This window comes from Alkalihalobacillus sp. R86527 (assembly GCF_042466185.1).
Lineage (GTDB): Bacteria > Bacillota > Bacilli > Bacillales > Guptibacillaceae > Guptibacillus.
This window is the reverse complement of record NZ_JAXHBW010000001.1, coordinates 2676104-2698266: the sequence shown is the minus strand read 5'-3', so window position 1 is coordinate 2698266 and position 22163 is coordinate 2676104. Positions and strand designations below refer to the sequence as shown.

The following is a 22163-nucleotide window of genomic DNA, read 5'->3' as shown; positions in this document are numbered from 1 at the left end:
ATTAGTCATTGAGTTAATACCCTTGTTTTGAAATAATTGGTTCATAGCATTATAGCAAAAGGAAGAAAGCTAAGATCGATACTAAGAACAACTTCAAAAAGAGGAGGAACAGTAATGCCAGTTGGTCACCTCCATCACGTTGAATTATACGTGTCAGAGTTAAAGAGAACGGTCGATTTCTGGAGATGGTTACTTGAAGAATTAGGCTATCATTCATTTCAGAACTGGGAAGAAGGCCATAGCTTTAAGATCGGAGATACATACATCGTTTTTGTTCAAGTTGAAGAACGGTTTAAGGAACCTTCTTACCACAGGTGCCGTGTAGGGTTGAACCATCTTGCTTTCCACGCATCATCACGTAAGCACGTTGATGAATTAACAAATAAGTTGCGAGCAAAAGGCGTGACCATTCTATATCAAGATCGTCATCCATACGCAGGAGGGGACGATTATTATGCCGTTTATTTTGAAGATCCTGATCGAATGAAAGTAGAGATCGTCGCTCCATAAGAAAAATACCAAGAAGTCGATGATTTTTCCAAATGAGATGAAAGGGGAAGGTAATCATAACTACAGAAGAGGAACTGATATCAATTGTAAAGGAAGATCCAGCGATGATGGATGTGTTAAGGATCGTTAAATCTATTAATCTTCCTGACTGGTGGGTATGTGCAGGTTTTGTGCGTTCGAAAATTTGGGATGTTCAACATGAGTATGACCGTGCTACACAGTTACCTGATGTGGATGTTATCTATTTTGATAAGGGGCACATCGATGAGAATGAAGAAGTGGTGTATGAGAATGAACTAAAGAAAATTGATGAAACGATTCCTTGGTCAGTGAAAAATCAAGCAAGAATGCATGTATTAAATGATTCACCACCTTATGAGTCTTCCGTAGATGCCATTTCAAAATTTACTGAAACAGCTACAGCTCTTGGGGTGAAGTTAGATAAAAAGGGTCAGGTCATTCTTATTGCACCTCATGGCTTAGAAGACGCGTTTGCGATGAAGGTACGACCAACTCCACATTTCTTGAATAATGAACGAAGCTGGATATATAAAGAACGAATCGCAAAGAAAAATTGGGTTTCAAGATGGCCGAAAATAGAAGTGACACCTTAAATTTCGTTTTTATTTTAAATTTCCCGTTATGAAGGCTGCTTCTTGTGGAATAGAGTAAAAGCTATCACTTTTACGAAGAGGAGTTTGGACATGTGGATTAAACACGATTTTTTTAAATATATAACAGGTGCGATTCTTGTTCTTATCTTATTTTATTTTCTGGCAAAACTTGATTTCGTTAAACCAGTTGTCACCATCATCAGTACACTCTTTTATCCAATATTGATCGCTGGATTTCTGTATTACATCATTAAGCCGATCGTTCGTCTTGTTAGAAAGATTCCGTTCGTTCCCGACCTTGCAGCGATTCTTCTTGTTTTTGTAGCGATAGGAGGCCTCTTATATGGAGGATTCAAACTCTTAGCGAAAACAATCTCAGATCAAGCAACTAGTATTACGAAGGATCTTCCAAAGAAGCTTGAGAAGTCAGCTGAAGAAGCCCAAAAAGCGATTGAGAAAAATGACATGGGGATGGTTTCAGTAGGAAATCTGAGACATAAAGCAACGAGCTATCTTGGAGAAGTTACACAAAGTTTTGGAGATAATATTACTCAGGTTTTATCTGCTCTAACGGGAGCTACAACGGTTTTGATCGTTGTACCGTTCGTAGTGTTTTATTTCTTAAAGGATGACCATAAATTAATCCCATACTTGTTAAAATTCATTCCTGGAAATCATCAAGAAGAAGGAAAGAAAATTCTTAGCAATATTGATGATACTGTAGCTGCCTACATTAAGGGTCAAGTGATCGTCGCAGTGGTTGACGGTGTACTTATGTATATTGCTTACTTAATTCTTGGACTAGATTATGCCCTTATTCTAGGTATGTTCGTGACGCTAACTGCAGTCGTCCCATTCTTTGGTCCGATCATAGGTGTGATCCCAGCCCTAGTCGTCGGTCTTACGCAAGGACCGACGATGGCACTTTCAGTCCTAGTCGCACTCGTGATTGTTCAACAGCTAGAAGGGAATCTCGTCGCCCCGCTCGTAATCGGTAGCAAGTTGAACATTCATCCTTTAACAATCATTTTATTGTTAATCGTTGCAGGTGCTCTTTACGGATTCATCGGCATGTTGATCGCGATTCCATTTTATTCAGTCCTCAAGGTGGTCATTAAGAACTTCTATCAGTTCTATCGACTGAGACAGATGCAAGAAATCAGCGAATAACAAAGACCGGTATGGCGATGTGGCCATACCGGTCTTTTTTGCATGCAGAAGCAACGAACAGGGAGAAAACCTTCTCTGAAATAACGTTGTGCTAGGTTAAACGTTTAACTGGTCGCCTACACGAACTTTATGCTCAGAGATAGCGCCTTCAGGTAGTTCAAGAACGGCATGTGCGTCTTTAATTGGAAAGACAAAACGCCACGGTTGTAGATTTGGAATGAGTTTGATCACTTTGTTCTCTTTATTGAGAAACACAGCATCGATCGGGAAATGCATAAAGCACATGTGGATCGAGTTGCACGGTGTAATTAAGAGAGCTTCTTGGTCAAGAGGACGTTTGCGAAACATAAGTCCACGTAATCGTGATGCGAACGAACCAGCGTAAAGAATTGTGTGCGGTATTGTTCGATATATCATACGTTCTGGATGTTCACTCATTACACTTCATCCTTTCCTATAGCTATTACATTCACTATATACGAAGGGAATTGCTTTCTCAACAAGAAAGTAGACGCTATAAGCCTTCATAAACATTTACAAATTAATTGCAAAAAAGATGTTTACAAATTCGTTATTGAGAACTACAATAAAAGTACAGAAGTTCTTTAAAAAGAACAAAAGAGCAAACGAGATCACTATAATGAACAATCGCGAACCTATGCTTCTGATGTTCACTAATCAAAGGGGGTTTGGAATGAGGATAGCGTAAAAGCATTACCTTGCTTTTTTATTACTTCCTTTCAAGGTCTCTGGATCATACTTACTGAAATACTGTTGCTTGTAGACATAGGTTTTCTAATGAAATAAAAAACCAACACTTAGGGAGGAAACAAAATGTTAAAGAAAATGGGAGCATTCGTTAGAGAAGAAGAAGGGCAAGGGATGGCAGAGTATGGTTTGATTCTTGCGGGGGTAGCAGTTGTAGCGATAGCTGCATTTACAACCCTTGGTGACAAAGTAAAAGCATTAATTAATGAGGTAGCAAAAGAACTTAAATAAAATAAGACTTTTTCTTAGGCCCCACTCTAACAGGTGGGGCTAAATTTAAAAGGAGAGGTACACCGATGATCTATAGTATCTTAGTGGTTACTTTGCTACTGTCTTTCTACACGGATATTCGAAGCAGAAAGATTCTTAACATCGTTACATTTCCAGCCATGCTAGTAGGATTGATTTACTATACGATCACGCTTGGATTTGAAGGGTTGCTCTTTAGTAGTGCAGGCTTATTAGTTGGTTTTCTTCTACTTTTTATTCCTTACTTATTAGGAGGAATGGGTGCAGGCGATGTGAAACTACTCGCTGCAGTTGGGGCACTTACAGGTGTGACATTCGTTCTTCATTCATTTGTTTACACAGCGTTAGTAGGAGGGGTCATCGGACTTATCTTACTTATTAGGAGACTCGAATTCAAAGAAATTTCTCCACTATACTTACTCTCTTTTTTCTATCTTTTGAAGAACTTAACATCGGGTAACGATGACAAACCACGAATCACCTTTCCGTATGGAGTAGCCATTACAGTTGGGACGTTGTGTACGTTCTTCTTAGGAGGGATGACATGAAATCAGAGAAAGGACAATCGATGGTTGAATTTGCGTTAGTTCTACCAGTACTTGTGTTGCTGTTATTCGGAATCGTTGATTTCGGGAGAATCTTTCACGCCTATTTAACGATCGATCATGCCGGGCGTGAAGCTGCACGAACAGCAAGCGTTGGGGAAGATGATGCCACCATTCGTTCGGTGGCGGTGGATAATGCCACTAGTATTAGTCTTTCTGGTTCGCAGGTATCAATCTCTCCAGGTGGGAAGAAATCTTCAGGCAGCGAGGTTCGCGTCACGATCAGTCATCATATTGACTTCCTCACCCCGGTGATTGCTTCATTAACGGGTCCGATCGATTTAACAAGTACAACGGCGATGAGGGTGGAATGATGAAAAAAATTCTATCGATGTTATCGAATGAAAGCGGAAATACGATGGCGATGGTTGCAGTTAGCATAACGGTTCTCCTCGGTGCAGCGGCTATGGTTGTTGATGTAGGGCGGATGTATCACGAGAAGAGCATCCTTCAGAACGCTGTCGATGCAGCGGCTCTTGCAGGGGCTCAAGAACTGATAACGAGTCGAAGTAAGGCAACGACAGTAGCGGGAAGCTATGCGTACAAAAATGGCTATCCGGTATCGTATTGTGACATAAGAACAGGTGCTGACACAATTCACGTTTCTCAAGAAACAAAAGTTCCGATGACATTTGCAAAAGTGTTCGGTATGAAGGATGCCAGAATTAGCGCCTCAGCGAAAGCAAAGGTCGGTCCAGTTTGGCCAACAAAAGGGATTACGCCCCTAGCGATTGAGTACACAGCGGTTCCTCATCAAACGGAACTGAAGTGTAGCAATCCAGGTGAAAAAAACGGGAACTGTGGCTATCTTGATATCGGGAGCAACGGTGCACAAGGCTTAGCGAACAACATTATAAACGGTGTAGAAATTCCTCAAGGAACAAAAACCGTACAAACTGAGCCTGGCCAGAAGTGGGGGCCGGTCAAAGGTGCATTCCAGACCCTGATTGATAATGATGCAGGTAAATCGCATTGTCAAAATGCATCTTCCGCAGATGGAACGTGCGATCGTATGATCATCATTCCATTAATAAAATCTTGGGACAGTGTAAATGGGAAATCAACAGTAGAAATTGTAGGGTTTGCATCCTATTGGTTGGACCGGGTCGATGAGCCAAAACGGATTGTAGGCAAATTCAAAAAGATGATCACATCTGGTGAAATCGATGGATCCCAAACCGGCAACGTTTACGGCGTGAAACTTATCGATTAAATGACTGATATGGAAAGGTAAGGAGGAGCATATGAAAACGAAGCGTATCTGGATGTGGTCTCTCGTATTTGGAGTCATTGCAACGGGAATTGTCTATGTTGCCTTATTTTCAAATATGGCGATCGTTACGTCGACAGGATCTGATTCAAAAACCGAAGATGTTCCGGAGGTTGAAGAAGTAGCTGAAGCGGCCCCTCCTGTGGTCGAGAGGGAAATGAGCAATGAGATGCTTGAAGTGAGTGAAGGAAAACGAGCCATTTCGTTAAAAGTCACGCTTGAACAAGGGGTATCAGGATATGTTGTACCTGGATCCTTCGTAGATGTTGTCGCGTTTGAAACAGCGGTGGACGAAGAAAAGAAACAAGAACTTAGATCAGCACAGGTTGTTCTCCAAAATGTAAAAGTTCTTGGTTCCGGTAAAGCCTCTGACGCTGGTGAAGAGTCTCTTCTTTATGAGACCGTTACACTAGAAGTAGATGCGAAACAGGGTGTGAAAATCAGCCTTGCTTCAACAGATGCGAACGGCTTTTACTTAATGTTGAGAAACGAGAAAGATAAGGCGATCGAGAAAGCTGAGTTGAAAGAAACAAGACAGGTTGTTGAAGGAGTTGTTTCTAAATGAGTGTAGAATGGTACTTTTATTGCGACTCAAACGGCCGAGCAGAAAAAATCGAAACGTTCCTTCTGAAAAGAGGTCAACATCTCACATGTTTTCAGACACTCGCTGATCTGCAGTCACGATTGGAGGATTCTTCTAACGCCACTCTCTTTTTACAGCCAAATAACGTCTATAATGTGTATGAACTAAGTGAAGAAATCTCAATTAAGCACCCCCACATCTATATCATTATCTTGTCTGAAGAATCGAATGAAAATACGAAGAAAGCTATGCATTCTGGTGCATCGAACTTACTGACCCTTCCGATCAAAACCGAAGAACTTGTCGATGTTGTCACACAGGCTCATCGCTACATGAATTATCGCGCTGAACAGCAAGGTGTAAAGGAAAATCATGAACCTAAGAATGATAGTCGCGTCATTTCTGTTTGTAGCCCTCGCGGAGGAATCGGTCGTACATTACTTACAGTGAATTTAGCAGCGAGCTTAGCACGTGAAGGAAAGATGGTCGCTGTGCTCGATACGAATATTCAATTCGGAGATGTCACGATGTACTTTGATGTGAAACCAAAGAACACCATTTATGAATGGGTGAAAGAAGGGTATGACAAAGGTAGATTCTCCGTTTCGCATTATTTAACGAAACATGATTCTGGTGTGGCTATCTTAGCACCACCACCGCGACCAGAGTTTTTTGAAATAATTACGGAACATCACATCGAAATGGCCATTACAGAACTTAGAAAAGACTACGATGTGATCATCGTCGACACAGCAGCTACGATATCAGAAATCCATCTCAAAAGCCTCGTGCTATCTGATGATATCTTGTTGTTGATGACGAGTGACATTCCAGCGGTTCGGAACACAAAGCTTTACATGGAAACGTTAGAGTCCTTGAAGCTGATCGAGAAGATCGATCTCATTTTGAACAGAGATTCTAGAAAAACAACCATAGATCAAAAACGTCTAGAAGAAATTCTTCAGAAACCGATATTTTCAATGCTTCCAGACCAGCCAGGACCGGTAGCGGTTTCTATTAATGAAGGCTATCCGCTCGTATTAAAAGATGCAAAGAATGCTCTTTCTAAAGCTGTTCTCTCGTTATCAACGAAATTGATGCCAGATGATCCTGAACGCGTCCAGTCTGGTCTAAAGTCTTTAAAATCAATGCGATGGCCTTTAATGAGTAGGTAGGGGGGGAGGGAATCGGATGTCTCTTTTTAAACGCTATGTTGATGTCCAACCAGTCGAATCAGGAGAAGGGAAGCCACAAGCTCCTGCGAAGACGAATGAATATATCCAAATGGAATCAAAACTCCAAAACTATTTATTAGAAGAATTAAAGAAAAAGCAGTTTGATCGAGACGAAGAAACGAAGAAAATTCGTGAACTTGGAAAAGCGTTCATCGACAAGGAAGGTGAGCGATTAACATTTGAAGAGAAAAAGAGTCTACTAGGGACTGTAGAAGATGAGCTCTTAGGGTATGGACCGATCACCCCTCTACTTGAAGATCCGATGATATCTGAGATTATGGTCAATGGACCGTTTGATATTTATTATGAGCATCAAGGAAAAATCGTAAGGAGTGATTCCTCGTTTCGAGATGATTCACATGTTGAACGAGTAATCGAGCGGATCGTATCTCCACTTGGCCGACGTATTGATGAAAGCTCACCGATGGTCGATGCCAGGTTGCCAGATGGATCCCGTGTTAATGCAGTCATACCGCCTTTATCATTGAAAGGACCCTCGTTAACCATTCGTAAATTCTCTGCAACACCTTTTCAAATCTACGATTTAATCGATTACAATACGCTTAGTAGTGAAATGGCAGAGTTCCTCAGTATGTGTGTGAAATCGAGGTTAAATATCTTTATAAGTGGAGGAACAGGATCTGGAAAAACCTCCTCATTAAACGTATTATCATCGTTTATTCCAAACGATGAGCGTATTGTCACGATTGAAGATGCTGCCGAACTTCAGCTATCGCAAGATCATATTGTTGCCCTTGAGGCACGCCCTTCAAACATCGAAGGAAGTGGCGCAATCACGATCCGTGACCTCGTTCGAAATGCTCTACGGATGCGTCCGGATCGAATCGTAGTTGGTGAGGTTCGTGGTGCAGAAGCACTCGATATGCTACAGGCTATGAATACAGGTCATGATGGAAGCTTAAGCTCAGGTCACGCCAATTCTCCTCGAGATATGCTCTCTCGTTTAGAAACGATGGTGCTGATGGCTGGGTTCGATCTCCCATTGCGTGCAATTCGAGAGCAGATTGCGAATGCACTCGATCTTATCGTACACCAAGTTCGTTTGAAGGACGGAACGAGAAAGATGGTAAAAGTAACAGAGGTTCTTGGGATGGAAGGAGATACGATCGTTCTTCAGGATTTGTTCGTTTTCAAAGAAGGTGGACGAAACAGCAAAGGAAAGATCGAGGGGCGCTTTGTCTCGACGGGTGTAAGACCTGGAATAGCGGAAGTATTAGAGCAAAATGAGTTTACATTACCATCTTCATGGTTCAAAGAGGAGTGGTGAAATGAATGAAATCGGTCTGTTAGGGATTCTCTTTTTAGGTTTCTTTTTCACCTTTTATTTTGTAACGACTAAGTGGAAGAAGAGGAAGAAAGCGAACTCGAGAATCAACGATTTCGTGCCGGTCGGTTCCACAGTCGTTGAAGAAAAGGATGAAGAAAAAAAGCAGGTTTTGAAACCATTGATCATGAAGTTATCAAATTTGTTTCATGGAATGAAGTTCAGCAAAGATACGGAGATCAAGCTTCAGCAGGCGGGGAGCACGTTAAAGGCCGAAGAGTTCTTCGTCGTACGCCTTCTGATCGCTGTTGCTGCTCCAATTCTACTTTTTGTCCTATCTCTTCCATGGTACCTCTGTCTACTCTCTATCGTAATTGGGTTTGTAGGACCTGAGAGATACATGGTGAAGAAAGCTAGGAAACGGAACAGGCAGTTATCCTATCAGCTCGTTGAGGCGCTAGCTACGATGTCCAATTCGCTTCGAGCAGGATTTAGCTTTGTGCAGACAATGAAACTAATCGGAAAAGAAATGCCAGATCCGATCGGTCCTGAATTCGATCGGTCCGTTCGAGAAATTGGAATGGGGATTCCGATGGAAGAAGTGTTTCAAGGTTTGACCACACGCCTCCCTAACAAAGAGCTTGAAGTGGTGATTCAGGCCATTCTTGCACAGAGAAAAAGCGGTGGGAATTTAGCGCAGCTTATGGATAACATGGAGGAAACCGTAAGAGGAAGAATTCGAATCCTTGAAGAGCTCAATACATTGACGGCGCAAGGAAAGCTGTCATCATGGATCATAACGGCTCTCCCAATCGTATTAACATTGTATCTCTATTTTGTGAGCCCAGACTACTTCCAACCCATGATCGACTATCCATTAGGTTGGGTCTTGCTTGGAGCAGGGACGATTTCCCTAATAGTAGGTTGGTTTATCATTCAAAAGATCGTACGAATCGAGGTGTAGGTTATGATCATTATGTTGTTTGCCATCTCTTCCATCGTCTTCTTTATGCTTCTCTTCACAGCGGTGTTTTCGACGATCTTCCAACGAGAACTTGCGATCGAGTCACGTGCCGATGTCTACTTCGGGAAACCTGAAGGGGTAGAAAAGAAAACCAAAAAGGCGTCGAAAGGAATTACTCAAACGCTACTACGTAAGCTCTGGACCATGAGCGTTGCTCGTCTTGAAAGAATGCTTCAGCGAAAAGACCATCGAAAGCTTGCGCTCATGATTCGGGAAAGTGGCTATGATAAGCTCTCACCGATTGAATTTCGTTTGATTCAAATTCTAGCAAGTATTACCGGTGGGTTTCTTGCATTGCTGTTGATTGGCCCAAACGCTGATGGCGGTTTATCTGCTCTGATTCTAGCAACTGCGGTTTCTTTCTTGTCTTATCGCTATCCTATTTTTTACTTAGCTAAGAAGAAAACGAAGCGTGTTAAGTTAATCAATAGGGAACTCTCTGACTTTTTTGATATGGTGAGCTTGCTTCTTGAAGCAGGTGTCGGTCTTGAAGGAGCGATCACAGATGTGTGTGAACGAATGAAGGGGCCATTATCCGCTGAGTTTAAGAAGACGTTAGATGAAATGAAGCGCGGGAAGTCGAGGCGCGAAGCATTCTACGATATGAAGAAGCGCGTCCCATCTGATAGTTTTAGAAGTGTGATGACTTCGATTATTCAGGCTGATCATCTAGGAGTTGGAATGTCGAGAGTGATCATGAGCTTAACAACGAGACTAAGGGAACAAAGGCGCGAGATAGCGCGAGAACAAGCAATGAAAGCTCCAGTGAAAATGCTCATTCCAATGATCTTATTCATTTTTCCACCAATCTTTATTGTCATATTAGGTCCGTTGGCTGTGAAGGTTTTCATAGAAGGATTGGGATAGGAAAGATGGAGAGAGAACATACATAGAAAAAACCAGTATCTCCGAGACAGATACTGGTTTTTTCTATTGATTAAGCCTTCTGAGTCCATGTAGATCGAGCATCCCAAAACCAATTTTCGAGAAAAGTGGCAGGATAATAAAGGAAAGAGCACTAACCATTTCCTGGGTTATATTCAGTCCAGTGGAACCGAGTAACCATGCGGTAGGATACAGAACCCAGAATGATGTTAAATAACATGCAGTAATGTTGTAATGCCGTGATAATCGTTTGCTCCCTGCTTTCGCCATTCTTCGAAGTGGCATCCAGAGGATAAACAAGACGATCACCAGTGCGATGATTCCGAAAGAATACCAAATATACTTCGTTCTTTCAGGAGAAAAGTCAGCGATCAGTCCAGTTAAAATCATAAATACATCCGCTGAGACTAATGCGATGAGCAGTCCTTTGTTTTTCTTCTTCTCATAAAACATGGCTGTTAACGCAAGTGATAATAGTAAGAGCGGTGTCGTTACAACCCAGTCCAGATAACGTGCGAAGTAAATCGTTCGATCTGCTCGTTCCACAACACCTTGCCCGAGAGCAATCGAAAGATAAGCTGTCCCTGACCACGCTGTGATGATTATTGCGATGACATACTCATAAAGTGGAACGTTCTTAGGTGACCGACTAAGGACGTAGAAGTAGATTGCGGCAGCGATCATTAGTATGAAATAAACAATGTGAAGTGTGACATCTAAATTGGACATATGGTTCTCCCCTATACATATCTTAGTAATTTTCAGTATAGACAAGAATGGGTGCGAATAATCGTATTCTAGTAGAATGATGTGAGGTTCGAGATAGAAAGAAAGGATTATGGGTGCGCTTTGAAGAACAGGTAGTAGTGTTTGGACAATTGTGAAAGTGCTTGTAGGGGGCATATCGAATCTTGCAGGTACGATTCGTGTGGTCATCTCCAGTTTGTTTACTAATAATGAAGGAGTGTGTGCCGTGTATACTGGTATTCTCTTATATCATGGTTTCAGTGAGTATGAACTATCGGTGCTCGTTTCAGTGTTAAAACAGGGAAATAAGCCAGTCGTTTTTATCGGATTGGATCATGGACTCGTAGCAGGAGAAGCAGGAATGCCATGCTACCCGCAATTTAGTATTAATCAGGTTGATAGCACACAGTTAGATAGTCTCGTACTTCCTGGAGTAGATGATTTTGAGCATCTTGTTGACCATCATAATTTGAAGAATTTCTTGGAGAATTTGAAGGGAAGGGAGCTATTGATCGGGGCGATTTCAAGTGCTCCTTATTTATTGTCGATGAGCGGCTTGTTGGATGGGAAAAGATATACAACTGGGTTAACGCGCGAGCAACGTAAGTTTCTAGCGACGTTCGATGAAGATTATTTCTGTGAAGCTCCCTTAATCATAGATGAACAGGTTATCACAGCGAGAGGTTCTTCATATGTTGAATTTGCATTTCAGTATGGTGAATCACTGGGTCTCACGTTCGATCGAAGCTGGTATGGGAGATAGAGAAGAGCGTAGGTTGTATGGTACTATTGATACTGGGTAAAAATGACAGGTTAGCGTGGTGAAAGATTGTGTTTAAGCTTTTTCTGATCGAAGATGATCAGTCGTTGTTCCATGAAGTGAAAGATCGCTTAACACAGTGGTCGTATGACGTTCATGGGATAGACGATTTTAGTAAAGTGTTTAAAGAGTTTGTAGAATTGAAGCCTGAATTAGTTATCATCGATATTCAGCTTCCTAAATTTGATGGCTTTCACTGGTGCAGGTTGATTCGTGAACATTCCAATGTTCCGATCATCTTCTTATCGTCACGAGATCATCCTACTGACATGGTGATGTCGATGAACCTTGGGGCGGATGATTTCATACAAAAACCGTTTCATTTTGACGTTCTCGTTGCTAAGATACAAGCGATTCTAAGACGCGTGTATAATTACAACAATGACGACACAGGTGTGAAAACGTGGCTCGGTGCCACTGTGGATTATAGTCGCAATCAACTATCGAGTGAGCAAGGTATGATCGAGTTAACGAAAAATGAAATCTACATTCTCAAAATTCTGATCGAGCGAAAAAATAAGATCGTGAGTCGAGACGAAATGATAACGATGCTTTGGGAAGATGAAAGGTTCGTGAGTGACAATACGTTAACCGTTAATGTAAACAGGTTAAGAAAGAAGCTTGCTGAAATTGGTCTAGGAAATTCGATTCTTACTAAGGTTGGGCAGGGATACATGGCAGTGGAGTCTATCTCCTGATGGTTAAAGCATTTCTCATCGAGAGAAAAAGTTGGATCGGTCTTTTTCTTTTTCTTCAGCTATTGCTTCTATTAGTTTCGTACGTCGATGAATCGATTTCTCTCACATCGATTACTTACGTTGTATTTCTTTCTACATTTATCATGATGGTATTCTTCCTCATTAGATACCGAATCGAAACAGAGTTTTATCGTAAGCTTGAGGATAGAGAGAACGACCTTGAATTATGGAGTATTCCTGAGGCAAGCAGCCCTTTCGAAAAGGTCGTGGAAAGAAACATTGCATCCGAGATCGAAAAGCTGCAAGATGCCGTTTCAAGGAATCAGGTTGCGATCGAACAAGAAAAGGATGATTTGCTTTCGTGGATCCATGAGGTGAAAACCCCACTGACCGTTATGTCTTTGATGATCGAGCGCCTTGAAGACAAGGAAGCCAAAGCACAGCTAACGTACGAGTGGCTACGAATTCATTTATTGTTAGATCAACAGCTTCACCAAAAACGGATTTCTTTCATCGAAAGCGATGTTTATATTGAACGAGTCAATCTAGAAAGCATTCTTTTCGGAGAAATTAAAACATTAAAATCCTGGTGTATTCGAAAAGGAATCGGATTTGAGATTGCCCTTGAGGTAGAAGAAGTGTTGAGCGATGCGAAGTGGCTTGCTTTTATCGTGAGACAGCTTCTAACAAATGCCGTGAAGTATAGTAGCTCATCCGATCTATCCGTAACGAGTAACATGGTTGGTGAACAACTGGTTCTCTATGTTACAGATTATGGCCAGGGGATTGATGCACAAGATTTGCCGCGAATTTTCGATAAAGGATTCACCTCAACTACGAGACATTCTGATCATGCAGCAACTGGAATGGGATTGTACCTCGCAAGAAAAGTAGCGGATGCTCTACATATCAAGATTGAGGTGGAATCGAAGGTCAGTGAGGGGACAACGATGAAGGTGATCTTCCCGAAAGCGAACGAGTTTGAATCGACGAGAGGCGTGTGACAATAGTGTCACATGCTTCTCTGTTTTGTTAGGTGATTCAAAGGAAAAGCTTCCCGAGCTCCATTAAACTTAAGGTATCACATAAGAGGAGGTCGTTATATGATCATGTTAGAAGCAACGAAACTACATAAAAGCTACGGCAATAAGTTCACGAAACATGAAGTGTTAAAAGGAATTGATCTACGCATCGAGCAGGGCGAGTTTGTGAGTATTATGGGGGCATCTGGATCAGGGAAAACGACATTGCTAAACGTATTGTCATCGATTGATCGGATCAGTCAGGGGTCGATCAAAGTCCAAGGCAAAGAAATATCGAAACTAAAAGAAAAACAGCTAGCAAGCTATCGAAAGCATGAGCTAGGGTTCATCTTTCAGGAATACAACCTGCTAGACACGTTAACAGTGAAAGAGAACATTCTATTACCACTATCGATCAAAAAGGTATCGAAGAAGGAAGCGAATGAAAAGTTTCACGAAGTAGCGAGAGAGTTGGATATCGAGAGCATTAGTGAGAGTTATCCAAATGAAATTTCCGGTGGTCAAAAGCAACGTACGTCTGCAGCTCGTGCATTCATCCATGAACCGAGCCTTATTTTTGCAGATGAACCAACGGGTGCACTAGATTCTAAATCTGCATCTGATCTTTTAACGAAATTAAGCGATATGAACGAGAAGCGAAAAGCTACAATCATGATGGTCACTCATGATCCAGTAACAGCAAGTTTCAGCTCGCGCGTTATCTTTATTAAAGATGGAAGCATCTATACACAATTGAACAAAGGAGAGCAGTCGAGACAGGCATTTCTGAAGGATATTATGAAAACTCAGGGAGTGCTTGGCGGGGTGACATATGAGTACTAAACAGCTTATACTTCGTAACTTACAGAAGAACGTAAAGAACTACTACCTTTATCTTTTTGCGCTTGTTTTTACAGTCGCACTTTACTTTACGTTTGTTACGTTACAATATGCTCCAGCTCTAAGCAATGATGAATCGATCACAGCAACAGCAGCAATTCGGACGACTTCGATTTTCTTGATTTTGATAATCGGCGTGTTTCTCTTTTATGCAAACAACCTTTTCATTAAACGTAGAAGTAAGGAAATCGGTCTTTTTCAGCTCATTGGAATGACGAAAAACCGCGTCTTCTTCATCATCTCTATGGAGAATGCAATCGTGTTTCTATTTTCGATTGCGATCGGTACTTTCGTTGGCTTTGCAGTATCCAAGTTGATCTTGATGATTTTCTTCAAGGTGGTTGGAATCGAGAAAGCAGCAAGTTTGTATTTCTCTATGGAAGCCTTCTGGTTAACGCTTCTCGTGTTTGGAGGAATCTATCTACTTGTGATGGTGATGAACTATACCTTCATTAAGAGAAGAACGATTCTAAATTTGTTTAGCGTGATTTCGACGACAGAAGAACGAGTGAAAAAGATTTCGATTTGGGAAATACTTATGGGAGTTTTAGGGATTGTCTTCATTCTTCTCGGATACTACGTATCATCAAAACTATTCGATGGAGATTTCACATCATTCAACCAAATGATGATTGCAATGATTTCGATACTTGGGTCGGTTATCGTCGGTACGTACTTGTTTTATAAAGGGTCTGTTCGCTTTATTACGAACCTAATCAGACGTCAGAAAGATGGGTATCTTGATATCAATGAGGTTCTCTCGCTTTCATCGATTATGTTTCGCATGAAATCAAGTGCCTTTATGTTAACTGTCATTACAACTGTATCAGCCGTAGCGATCGGGTTACTGTCGCTAAGCTACATTACGTACTATTCAGCTGAGAAAAATGCTGAGATGACCGTTCCAGATCATTTTGCATTTACGGATGAAGGTGATGCAGAAAGATTTGGAGAATCATTAGAGGAGAATTCAATTCGATTTGAGGAAAAAAGGGTAGAGTATGTTCAAAAGGAATTAGATATCTCGACACTGATTGATACTGAATTGGAATTAGCACTTGATGCTAAGAACACAGCTATGACGCTTGTTAGTGATGAAGCAGTATCAACTATATCCCTTGAGCACGATGAAGTGAAATTTACTGGATATAGTCAAATGGTGGAGGCAATCATGCCTCTCAAAAAGAAAGGAACCGTCCATGTAAGCAGTGAAGGATCTTCTATTCCTTTAACTTATATTGGACTAGAAGATGAGTATATTGTGAATACACGTGTGTCCCCAGGAGGGTTACCGACTGTTGTCGTAGACGAGAAACTTTTTTCGAAGATTCAACTCGAAGAATCATCAACTGATTCCTATGTTGGCATCAACGTCACGAACAGTAGTACACGTGAAGAAGCCAACACATTGTTTCACAATCTCGGTCTTCACAAAACACACCAATCTCAGTTAGATTTTGCAACAGATCAGAAACAAAGCATGGGATTAGTGATGTTTATCGTCGCATATTTGGGTCTTACTTTCCTCATTACTTCAGGCTGCATTCTATACTTTAAGCAGATGGATGAGAGTGAAGAAGAGAAGCCGAGCTATCGTATTCTTCGCAAACTTGGGTATTCGAAGCGAGATTTACTTAGAGGAGTCGCTGGGAAGCAGGTGTTCAATTTTGGAATCCCTTTGATCGTTGGTTTACTGCATAGCTATTTTGCTGTTCGATCAGGCTGGTTTATGTTTGGAACGGAAATGTGGACGCCAATGATTATTGTGATGGTGTTATATACAGCGTTTTACTCAGTTTTTGGACTACTTTCTGTAAGCTATTATAAGCAGGTGATCCGAGAGGCACTGTAAGAGGAGGCGTATATATGGGAGAACTCATTTTATCAGGCGGTGGGGGGGCGACCCAGACGCTTGAAATGAATCGCTATTTTGTCAGTAGGTTGCAGGAAGTTACGTCGGTTCTTTACATTCCTCTTGCAGGTGATGAAGACTATCGCACTTATGAATGTTGTTATGAATACACGTGTAGTTTATTTCCTGATACTCAGGTTACCATGTGGACGGATTTGAGTGAGAAAACGTATGAAGACATGACGTCTTTTTCAGGTGTGTACATGAGCGGTGGGTCTGTTACCAAATTGCTTTCGGAACTCGTTAAAACTGGTTTTGATCTTCTATTAAAAAAGTTCTTTGCCGACGGTGGTATCATCTATGGACAGAGTGCAGGGGCAATCGTGCTCGGTGAAACGGTTAAGCATTATGAGAAGTCCGAACCAAAGATTGGTAGCCTTAAGAATTTAGATGGATTAAAGCTTTTAGGTGCCTATACGGTGTGGTGTCACTATACTGCGAAAGACGAAGGAGTAGTAAAAAGGTATTCGAACGAGTATGAGCTTCCTATTCTTACTATTCCAGATGGCACCGCAGTAGTTGTGAACCAAAAAAGCATGCTTCAAATAGGAGAAATCCCCCCACATGTCATTTTTAAGGATGAGAAGAAAAGTATTTTATAAAAAAACGGCACTCCATGTTTACTGGAGTGTCGTTCTGCTTTATTTGAAAGTCTTATTAATCATCGTTCTTTATTAGTTGATAGCCAATATAGTCTAGTGCCTGACCAAGGTTAGCACTTACCTCGATGTTTTCAAAATCGCTATTGGACTGGACAGCTTTCATCGCAAGCTGAGGACGAATGCCAGTAATGATCATATGAACCCCTACGAGATCGAGTGATTTGCTGATCTTAAGAAGGTTACTCATATTGTTTTCATCGATGTCACTCAGTCCTGAGAGATCGAGCAATATATATTCTAGGTTCTTCTTAACACTTTGTGTTAAAGCGGTCTCGATAATTCTTTCTGTTCTTTCTTCATCCACTTCACCGATAATCGGTAAGATCGCGACTTCACTTGAGATTGGGACGAGCGGAACAGAGAGTGTTTCGATGCTAGAATGAGCCTTTTCTAATTCAAGTACATTTCCTAACAAATTTGCCATCGACTTCATAAGTGCGATATGGTCATCTTCAAAATGATAGGCACGACTGTCCATAGCACAAAGCGTACCGAAATTATCACCATTTCGGAAGTTGATTGGCACTCCGACCAATGAGCCTCCGCCAAGGCTTTTCGTAACTTCCATATCTTTCGTAAAACTATTTGTAGTCAAATCATCAATGATGAGCGGTTCACGACCAGCTCGTACAATGAATTGTCAGTAAGAGTCACGATATAATGTTTGGAAACCTGATTCGAGAAGGATGTCATCTCGATTGAAAGACTCAAGGATATCTACGTTCTGTTTATCGTTTCTTGCGACGAAAAACGTGTTCACATCGATGAATTTACTGATGAGTTCAAGCACTTCTTTGGCTGCTTCATGTATATTGTTGTAGGCAGGAGTTTGTGTCGTCATTATACTTCTCCCCCTTTCCTTGTCATTATATATCCCTTGCGTAATTTTATCGTAACATACATTCAAGAATAAGGTATGGTGAATATAGGGCAGTCACACGCTAACGACTTGAAAGGAAGGTTACCAAATGAGCATCGAAAAACGATTGATCGATAATTTTGTATACAAAGTATCATACTTTGCGAAGCAGATTGCAACGATGAAGGTTGTGAAAGGTGATCACGTAACAATTGTGGATGCTGGCTTACCGTCAGATACATTCAACGTCATTGGAATTCACCATAAAAAGGCGTTAGTCGAAAATACATTTCTCAACCATCTTGAAACGTTTAAAAAGAAGGAATACCCTCTGAGCGTTTGGTTTTGGAATACTTATGATGACATGTTCAAGAGAGAACTAGAAAAGGAAGGATTGGTGGAAGCGGAAACGAATATTGCGATGGTCAAAGAACTAGGATATGGAGAAAAATCGTCAGAGTTACCGCGTGGATTTGAAATCCATCTAGCAGAGAAGAGTGAAGATGTGACCCATTTTGGTGAGTTGATCGCTTCATTTTTTGGAGAGTCACAAGAAGGGAAAGCAGTCAAAGCCTATTATGAAAAGGTTGCTTCATCAATCGACATGCAGTCATCTTACCTGAAATTATATATCGGTAAAGCAGATGGGAAACCAGTTACAACAGGTTCAATCATCGTAGCGAAAGATAGCATCGGGATTTATGATATGGGGACTTCAGACACTGAACGTGGAAAGGGATATGGCTCAGCAATGTTTCAATATCTTCTTCAAGAAGCAGTACAGTATAACAAGAAGTGGTGTTTCCTACAGGCGTCTCCAGAAGGATTTGCTATTTATGAAAAAGCTGGTTTTGAGTCGATTGGAGAAATGAACGTATTTGAATGGGAGAAATAGCTTTAATTAAAATATATTGAATTCGAGATATTTTTCATTTATACTAAGTGTGAAGATAAAGGAGTGATAAGAATGCACTTATTAGGACTACACCATGTTTCCATTTTGACTGGAAAAGCGGAAAGAAATTATGAGTTTTTCACAAAAATATTAGGATTGAGATTAGTTAAAAAAACGGTGAATCAAGATAATACAGAATCGTATCATCTCTTTTATGCCGATGGCGAGGGCACACCTGGTACAGATATCACGTTCTTTGATATTCCTGGATTAGGCAGATCGTATCGAGGGACATCGGATATATCATATGTATCATTGAGGGTGACAACTACCGAAGCCCTTCATTTCTGGAAGAAGCGTTTCGAGACATTCGACATCAAGCATGAAGGTATTCAGAAGAGGGCAGGCCGTAATACACTCGGCTTTGAAGACTTTGATGGTACGAGACTGATTCTTGTTGCTGATGATGGAGAAGAAGGGGTACGAGCTGGAACACCATGGGAACGAGATGATATCCCGACTGAGCATAGTATTGTTGGACTCGGACCTGTCACGCTAACTGTTGAAGATCCTACGCCAACTGTTCAAGTGTTAACAGAAGTGATGGGTTTTAGAGAAAGCGAATCGTATTCATCACCAGAAGGAAATGGGCAAGACATTCTCGTCTATTCGACCGGGGAAGGTGGCAGCGGTGCAGAAGTGCATATCGAAGTGCGCCCGGATCTACCGAAAGCACGCCTTGGAAGAGGTGGTGTTCACCACGTTGCATTCCGCGTGCCGAATGAAGAAGAGTATAACAAATGGGCTGAACGATTGAATCAATTCAGGTTACCGAACTCTGGTAAAGTTGAGCGCTATTATTTCAAAGCCCTGTATTTCAGAGAACCAAATGGCATCTTGTTTGAACTGTCTACGGATGGGCCGGGGTTCGCAACGGATGAACCGTTAGAAACGATGGGCGAGGAACTAGCACTTCCACCTTTCCTTGAGCCAAAACGTGCTGAAATCGAACGAAAGCTTAGACCGTTGGAGATTTAATATAAGAATTCGGAATCTATCTATAGGCCCCTCAACAGGCTATCTAGAATGTCTAGATGCCTGTTTTTTTATTTACTATTTATGAAGTGAAATGGTACTTCGTTACTCTTTGGAGGAAATTCTGTAATCTAGACTTCACACCTACGGCAGACACCCTGTGTTTTCAATAACCTAAAAAAGAGACCTGCGAATAGGTCTCTTTTTTCATGGTAGCTTCTATTTAAATATACCGAACGGCTTTCCAACAGGAAGCGTTACTTTGCCAAAGTGAGTGTTTAATACGCTTGCTGCCGATCCGTAGAAGCTAAAGATCGCGATTAGAAATTCTGAAACAGCTGCGAATAGGTGCATCGCTTCTGGAGCGATTCCGAGCGTTGATAACGAAAGTCCAATGAAAAGAAAATCGATAAGGACGAAGATGATAAAGAGTACTTTATGTGTTTCCATCGCACCGATTGTCATGAACAAGCTGAAGATCAAGTAGCCGATGAACGCGATGCCTAACTGGCTTGGGTCAACTGCACTCGCTGCTGCATCGCCAAATACGCCGTATTGAATCAGCCATGATGTACCGATTCCGAGCCAGAAAAGTCCGAACGCGCCAAACGCTGTTGTTCCAAACGTGTTATTGTGCTTTGCATCTAGCATACTAGCAAACAGTTGAGCGATTCCTCCTAGAAAAATAGCCCAAGGTAATATGAACGAAACGCCGTCAGTCCAACCGAGCTTAGCTGAAGAAGCAACAAGTGTTACCATTGCTAATCCGAATAGTCCGATGGCTGAAGGGTCAGCTACCTTAATTTGAACGTTCTGTTGTGATTGATCCATGATGTAACCTCCTATAAAACATACTTGACCACTTTACACAATAAAAAGCGGGTACGCAATAGGAAATTATGTGGAAGCGCATTCTTTATAGGGATAAGAAGAACCCGTGCGACATCTCGCACGGGTTCGTTCTATTAATGACGATCTTTATTTTCTTGTAACTTATCATCTTGTGATTCTAACTCGACTGCACTGATCGAACCGTGCTCTTCAGTCGAAATGAATGAAATCATATTTTCACCAGTATGATAGACATGATAATACTCGCCGCGAAGTTCATTTAAGTACACTTCTGCTGGATCACCGAACTGGCAGGTTAGTTGTTCATAAGGAATCGCGGGTCCTTCAGACAACGCGTTGTATCGCATGTTGAAGATTTTGTCATCAACTGTTAAGTATGCGTATTTACTATTAAAGAATGCAGGGATCCCTTCGAAAAACCAATCGTCATATTTGAGAGAGGGATTAGATGCTTTTAACTCGTCTTCCGTCATTCCTAGAAAAATGGACGCATCTTTCAAGTGTCCTTTCTCTGCAAATGTAAGGAGATCTGAATGAAAAGGAGTCGATGAACAGCTGTTCGTTTCTCTTGTTGCGGTTGGAAGCTTTGGAGGGTCTTCCGTCATTGTAAACTCACCTGAAAATTCAACGGCAGCGCCGTGGTACTCCAAACATGAATCTTCTTTAAACGTGATAACATTATCATTCATTGCGAACGTTCCTTTACAATCTGGTTGCTCATTATCTTGAAAGATTGCTTCATTCCCATTCGCTTTTGCCTTTCCAGTAAGTTGTCCAACATGCCCTCCGCTACTCACGTCAAAGGAAAACATAAACGAGTCAGGTTTAACCTCGTAGATGCTCAAGTTCCCCGTATCGAAACGTGCATCGATGTAGAGCGCCTCTTTCCAATTTGAAATTGAATCATCATCACGTTCTTCTGTTGCAGATTCAGAATCAGATTCCTCTTCTGTTGCAGATTCCTCTGATGTTTCAGACTGCGTTTCGTTACCGATCGGGATAAGTGTGTAAGTACCATCAAACGAAACGTTTGCATCTGCAAAGCTTTGACATTCTTCAGTAGCCACAACGGAAATGGCTTCTTTCTCCTTCGTGAACGTAACGGTACATTCTTTCTTGTCTGGATGAGTAAAGACAGCCTGATCTTCTCCGCTCGTTGTGCCCGCTAGTTCACCAACATCTTGTCCATCATACGCAAATAATGAAAATGCGAACGATGTACCGCTTGGGTCACTGATGTCGAGAGTTCCCATGATGTTTCCATCCTCTTCCCATTTGTAGGTTCCTTCACTCCAAGTCGTCGTCGTTCCGGCTTCAACTGCTTCAGGTTGCTTTGAGGCTTCGCTTTCCTTCGAGGCGTCCTTTCCAGGCAGCAAGTTACAAGAAGTAGCTAGAATAAGGGATAGAAATAAAAACACTAGACGCAAAGGTCTCATAAGGTTCCTCCCGATCTATGGTATTTGATGGGATTAATTATACATAAACTCTAGTAAAAGAAAGGGCTATCGGTGTCGAGTGTGAAATTTTTTTACTGTCTATTTTACAAGAATTTCATTGTCTTCT

26 protein-coding genes are annotated in these 22163 nt (G+C 41.5%); 20 read left to right on the top strand and 6 right to left on the bottom strand.

Features of this window, described 5'->3' with window-relative positions; translation table 11 throughout:
- Positions 1-114: 114 nt before the first annotated feature.
- From SJY16_RS13920 to SJY16_RS13910, 3 genes are all read left to right on the top strand, one after another.
- Positions 115-510 carry a VOC family protein gene (locus SJY16_RS13920; protein ID WP_377890048.1) on the top strand — a complete coding sequence of 132 codons (396 nt, stop codon included), beginning with the start codon at positions 115-117 and terminating at the stop codon, positions 508-510.
- 104 nt (positions 511-614) lie between these two features.
- Entirely contained in the window at positions 615-1124 is a 510-nt protein-coding gene (locus SJY16_RS13915) for a nucleotidyltransferase family protein (protein ID WP_377890046.1), read from the top strand.
- A gap of 90 nt (positions 1125-1214) precedes the next feature.
- A complete protein-coding gene (locus SJY16_RS13910) occupies positions 1215-2294 on the top strand; it encodes an AI-2E family transporter (RefSeq protein WP_377890044.1) in 1080 nt (359 codons plus the stop codon).
- A 96-nt stretch (positions 2295-2390) separates the two neighbouring features.
- On the opposite strand, the gene SJY16_RS13905 is transcribed toward SJY16_RS13910, so the two are convergent.
- On the bottom strand, positions 2391-2732 hold the full coding sequence (locus SJY16_RS13905) for a DUF192 domain-containing protein (RefSeq protein WP_377890043.1): 342 nt from the start codon (positions 2730-2732) through the stop codon (positions 2391-2393).
- A gap of 396 nt (positions 2733-3128) precedes the next feature.
- On the opposite strand from SJY16_RS13905, the gene SJY16_RS13900 reads away from it, so the two are divergent.
- From SJY16_RS13900 to SJY16_RS13860, 9 genes are all read left to right on the top strand, one after another.
- Positions 3129-3293: a Flp family type IVb pilin gene (locus tag SJY16_RS13900; RefSeq protein ID WP_377890042.1), complete on the top strand. Its 165-nt coding sequence runs from the start codon at positions 3129-3131 to the stop codon at positions 3291-3293.
- Between the two features lie 65 nt (positions 3294-3358).
- Positions 3359-3859, top strand: coding sequence for an A24 family peptidase (locus SJY16_RS13895; RefSeq protein ID WP_377890041.1), 501 nt, complete (start codon positions 3359-3361; stop codon positions 3857-3859).
- A complete protein-coding gene (locus SJY16_RS13890; RefSeq protein ID WP_377890040.1) occupies positions 3856-4230 on the top strand; it encodes a TadE family protein in 375 nt (124 codons plus the stop codon). The genes SJY16_RS13895 and SJY16_RS13890 overlap by 4 nt, the downstream gene beginning before the upstream one ends.
- Positions 4227-5129 carry a pilus assembly protein TadG-related protein gene (locus tag SJY16_RS13885; RefSeq protein WP_377890038.1) on the top strand — a complete coding sequence of 301 codons (903 nt, stop codon included), beginning with the start codon at positions 4227-4229 and terminating at the stop codon, positions 5127-5129. The genes SJY16_RS13890 and SJY16_RS13885 overlap by 4 nt, the downstream gene beginning before the upstream one ends.
- 31 nt (positions 5130-5160) lie before the next feature.
- Complete coding sequence (gene cpaB / locus SJY16_RS13880; RefSeq protein WP_377890036.1) at positions 5161-5751, top strand: Flp pilus assembly protein CpaB; 591 nt, start codon at positions 5161-5163, stop codon at positions 5749-5751.
- Positions 5748-6944: an AAA family ATPase gene (locus tag SJY16_RS13875; RefSeq protein WP_377890035.1), complete on the top strand. Its 1197-nt coding sequence runs from the start codon at positions 5748-5750 to the stop codon at positions 6942-6944. The genes cpaB and SJY16_RS13875 overlap by 4 nt, the downstream gene beginning before the upstream one ends.
- Before the next feature lie 16 nt (positions 6945-6960).
- Positions 6961-8292, top strand: coding sequence for a TadA family conjugal transfer-associated ATPase (locus SJY16_RS13870; protein WP_377890033.1), 1332 nt, complete (start codon positions 6961-6963; stop codon positions 8290-8292).
- A gap of 1 nt (position 8293) precedes the next feature.
- On the top strand, positions 8294-9253 hold the full coding sequence (locus tag SJY16_RS13865; RefSeq protein ID WP_377890031.1) for a type II secretion system F family protein: 960 nt from the start codon (positions 8294-8296) through the stop codon (positions 9251-9253).
- 3 nt (positions 9254-9256) lie between these two features.
- The gene (locus SJY16_RS13860) at positions 9257-10180 is read left to right on the top strand and encodes a type II secretion system F family protein (RefSeq protein ID WP_377890029.1); all 924 of its coding nucleotides are present in this window, start codon (positions 9257-9259) and stop codon (positions 10178-10180) included.
- 63 nt (positions 10181-10243) lie between these two features.
- Here SJY16_RS13860 and SJY16_RS13855 read toward each other — a convergent pair whose 3' ends face one another.
- Entirely contained in the window at positions 10244-10927 is a 684-nt protein-coding gene (locus tag SJY16_RS13855) for a bacteriorhodopsin (protein ID WP_377890027.1), read from the bottom strand.
- Between the two features lie 244 nt (positions 10928-11171).
- Between SJY16_RS13855 and SJY16_RS13850 the strand changes: the two genes are divergently transcribed.
- The 6 genes from SJY16_RS13850 to SJY16_RS13825 all read left to right on the top strand — a co-directional run bounded on the left by SJY16_RS13850 (position 11172) and on the right by SJY16_RS13825 (position 16899).
- The gene (locus tag SJY16_RS13850) at positions 11172-11708 is read left to right on the top strand and encodes a DJ-1/PfpI family protein (RefSeq protein ID WP_377890025.1); all 537 of its coding nucleotides are present in this window, start codon (positions 11172-11174) and stop codon (positions 11706-11708) included.
- A gap of 68 nt (positions 11709-11776) precedes the next feature.
- The gene (locus SJY16_RS13845) at positions 11777-12463 is read left to right on the top strand and encodes a response regulator transcription factor (protein ID WP_377890023.1); all 687 of its coding nucleotides are present in this window, start codon (positions 11777-11779) and stop codon (positions 12461-12463) included.
- Positions 12463-13467: a sensor histidine kinase gene (locus SJY16_RS13840; protein WP_377890021.1), complete on the top strand. Its 1005-nt coding sequence runs from the start codon at positions 12463-12465 to the stop codon at positions 13465-13467. The genes SJY16_RS13845 and SJY16_RS13840 overlap by 1 nt, the downstream gene beginning before the upstream one ends.
- A 99-nt stretch (positions 13468-13566) precedes the next feature.
- Positions 13567-14328, top strand: a complete 762-nt coding sequence (locus tag SJY16_RS13835; protein WP_377890019.1) for an ABC transporter ATP-binding protein — start codon at positions 13567-13569, stop codon at positions 14326-14328.
- The gene (locus SJY16_RS13830) at positions 14318-16237 is read left to right on the top strand and encodes an ABC transporter permease (protein ID WP_377890017.1); all 1920 of its coding nucleotides are present in this window, start codon (positions 14318-14320) and stop codon (positions 16235-16237) included. The genes SJY16_RS13835 and SJY16_RS13830 overlap by 11 nt, the downstream gene beginning before the upstream one ends.
- A gap of 14 nt (positions 16238-16251) precedes the next feature.
- Positions 16252-16899, top strand: a complete 648-nt coding sequence (locus SJY16_RS13825) for a Type 1 glutamine amidotransferase-like domain-containing protein (RefSeq protein ID WP_377890015.1) — start codon at positions 16252-16254, stop codon at positions 16897-16899.
- A gap of 55 nt (positions 16900-16954) precedes the next feature.
- Here SJY16_RS13825 and SJY16_RS13820 read toward each other — a convergent pair whose 3' ends face one another.
- Positions 16955-17593, bottom strand: a complete 639-nt coding sequence (locus tag SJY16_RS13820) for an STAS domain-containing protein (RefSeq protein WP_377892253.1) — start codon at positions 17591-17593, stop codon at positions 16955-16957.
- A gap of 6 nt (positions 17594-17599) precedes the next feature.
- The gene (locus SJY16_RS13815; protein WP_377890013.1) at positions 17600-17800 is read right to left on the bottom strand and encodes a hypothetical protein; all 201 of its coding nucleotides are present in this window, start codon (positions 17798-17800) and stop codon (positions 17600-17602) included.
- Positions 17801-17927: 127 nt separating this feature from the next.
- Between SJY16_RS13815 and SJY16_RS13810 the strand changes: the two genes are divergently transcribed.
- Both SJY16_RS13810 and SJY16_RS13805 read left to right on the top strand, forming a co-directional pair.
- Positions 17928-18713, top strand: coding sequence for a GNAT family N-acetyltransferase (locus SJY16_RS13810; protein WP_377890011.1), 786 nt, complete (start codon positions 17928-17930; stop codon positions 18711-18713).
- A gap of 72 nt (positions 18714-18785) precedes the next feature.
- Positions 18786-19751, top strand: coding sequence for a ring-cleaving dioxygenase (locus tag SJY16_RS13805; protein WP_377890009.1), 966 nt, complete (start codon positions 18786-18788; stop codon positions 19749-19751).
- Positions 19752-19967: 216 nt separating this feature from the next.
- Here SJY16_RS13805 and SJY16_RS13800 read toward each other — a convergent pair whose 3' ends face one another.
- Both SJY16_RS13800 and SJY16_RS13795 read right to left on the bottom strand, forming a co-directional pair.
- Positions 19968-20579, bottom strand: a complete 612-nt coding sequence (locus SJY16_RS13800) for an acetate uptake transporter (RefSeq protein ID WP_377890007.1) — start codon at positions 20577-20579, stop codon at positions 19968-19970.
- 134 nt (positions 20580-20713) lie between these two features.
- The gene (locus SJY16_RS13795; RefSeq protein WP_377890005.1) at positions 20714-22036 is read right to left on the bottom strand and encodes a hypothetical protein; all 1323 of its coding nucleotides are present in this window, start codon (positions 22034-22036) and stop codon (positions 20714-20716) included.
- Positions 22037-22163: the final 127 nt, after the last annotated feature.

Excerpts from the sequence above, each read along its gene's own strand:
- cpaB (WP_377890036.1), top strand. The coding sequence starts at position 5,161 with ATGAAAACGAAGCGTATCTGGATGTGGTCTCTCGTATTTGGAGTCATT.
- SJY16_RS13810 (WP_377890011.1), top strand. The coding sequence starts at position 17,928 with ATGAGCATCGAAAAACGATTGATCGATAATTTTGTATACAAAGTATCA.
- SJY16_RS13825 (WP_377890015.1), top strand. The coding sequence starts at position 16,252 with ATGGGAGAACTCATTTTATCAGGCGGTGGGGGGGCGACCCAGACGCTT.
- SJY16_RS13855 (WP_377890027.1), bottom strand. The coding sequence starts at position 10,927 with ATGTCCAATTTAGATGTCACACTTCACATTGTTTATTTCATACTAATG.
- SJY16_RS13915 (WP_377890046.1), top strand. The coding sequence starts at position 615 with ATGATGGATGTGTTAAGGATCGTTAAATCTATTAATCTTCCTGACTGG.
- SJY16_RS13835 (WP_377890019.1), top strand. The coding sequence starts at position 13,567 with ATGATCATGTTAGAAGCAACGAAACTACATAAAAGCTACGGCAATAAG.
- SJY16_RS13900 (WP_377890042.1), top strand. The coding sequence starts at position 3,129 with ATGTTAAAGAAAATGGGAGCATTCGTTAGAGAAGAAGAAGGGCAAGGG.
- SJY16_RS13875 (WP_377890035.1), top strand. The coding sequence starts at position 5,748 with ATGAGTGTAGAATGGTACTTTTATTGCGACTCAAACGGCCGAGCAGAA.
- SJY16_RS13815 (WP_377890013.1), bottom strand. The coding sequence starts at position 17,800 with ATGACGACACAAACTCCTGCCTACAACAATATACATGAAGCAGCCAAA.
- SJY16_RS13910 (WP_377890044.1), top strand. The coding sequence starts at position 1,215 with ATGTGGATTAAACACGATTTTTTTAAATATATAACAGGTGCGATTCTT.
- SJY16_RS13865 (WP_377890031.1), top strand. The coding sequence starts at position 8,294 with ATGAATGAAATCGGTCTGTTAGGGATTCTCTTTTTAGGTTTCTTTTTC.
- SJY16_RS13895 (WP_377890041.1), top strand. The coding sequence starts at position 3,359 with ATGATCTATAGTATCTTAGTGGTTACTTTGCTACTGTCTTTCTACACG.
- SJY16_RS13905 (WP_377890043.1), bottom strand. The coding sequence starts at position 2,732 with ATGAGTGAACATCCAGAACGTATGATATATCGAACAATACCGCACACA.
- SJY16_RS13795 (WP_377890005.1), bottom strand. The coding sequence starts at position 22,036 with ATGAGACCTTTGCGTCTAGTGTTTTTATTTCTATCCCTTATTCTAGCT.
- SJY16_RS13805 (WP_377890009.1), top strand. The coding sequence starts at position 18,786 with ATGCACTTATTAGGACTACACCATGTTTCCATTTTGACTGGAAAAGCG.
- SJY16_RS13860 (WP_377890029.1), top strand. The coding sequence starts at position 9,257 with ATGATCATTATGTTGTTTGCCATCTCTTCCATCGTCTTCTTTATGCTT.
- SJY16_RS13830 (WP_377890017.1), top strand. The coding sequence starts at position 14,318 with ATGAGTACTAAACAGCTTATACTTCGTAACTTACAGAAGAACGTAAAG.
- SJY16_RS13800 (WP_377890007.1), bottom strand. The coding sequence starts at position 20,579 with ATGGATCAATCACAACAGAACGTTCAAATTAAGGTAGCTGACCCTTCA.
- SJY16_RS13840 (WP_377890021.1), top strand. The coding sequence starts at position 12,463 with ATGGTTAAAGCATTTCTCATCGAGAGAAAAAGTTGGATCGGTCTTTTT.
- SJY16_RS13870 (WP_377890033.1), top strand. The coding sequence starts at position 6,961 with ATGTCTCTTTTTAAACGCTATGTTGATGTCCAACCAGTCGAATCAGGA.
- SJY16_RS13890 (WP_377890040.1), top strand. The coding sequence starts at position 3,856 with ATGAAATCAGAGAAAGGACAATCGATGGTTGAATTTGCGTTAGTTCTA.
- SJY16_RS13920 (WP_377890048.1), top strand. The coding sequence starts at position 115 with ATGCCAGTTGGTCACCTCCATCACGTTGAATTATACGTGTCAGAGTTA.
- SJY16_RS13885 (WP_377890038.1), top strand. The coding sequence starts at position 4,227 with ATGATGAAAAAAATTCTATCGATGTTATCGAATGAAAGCGGAAATACG.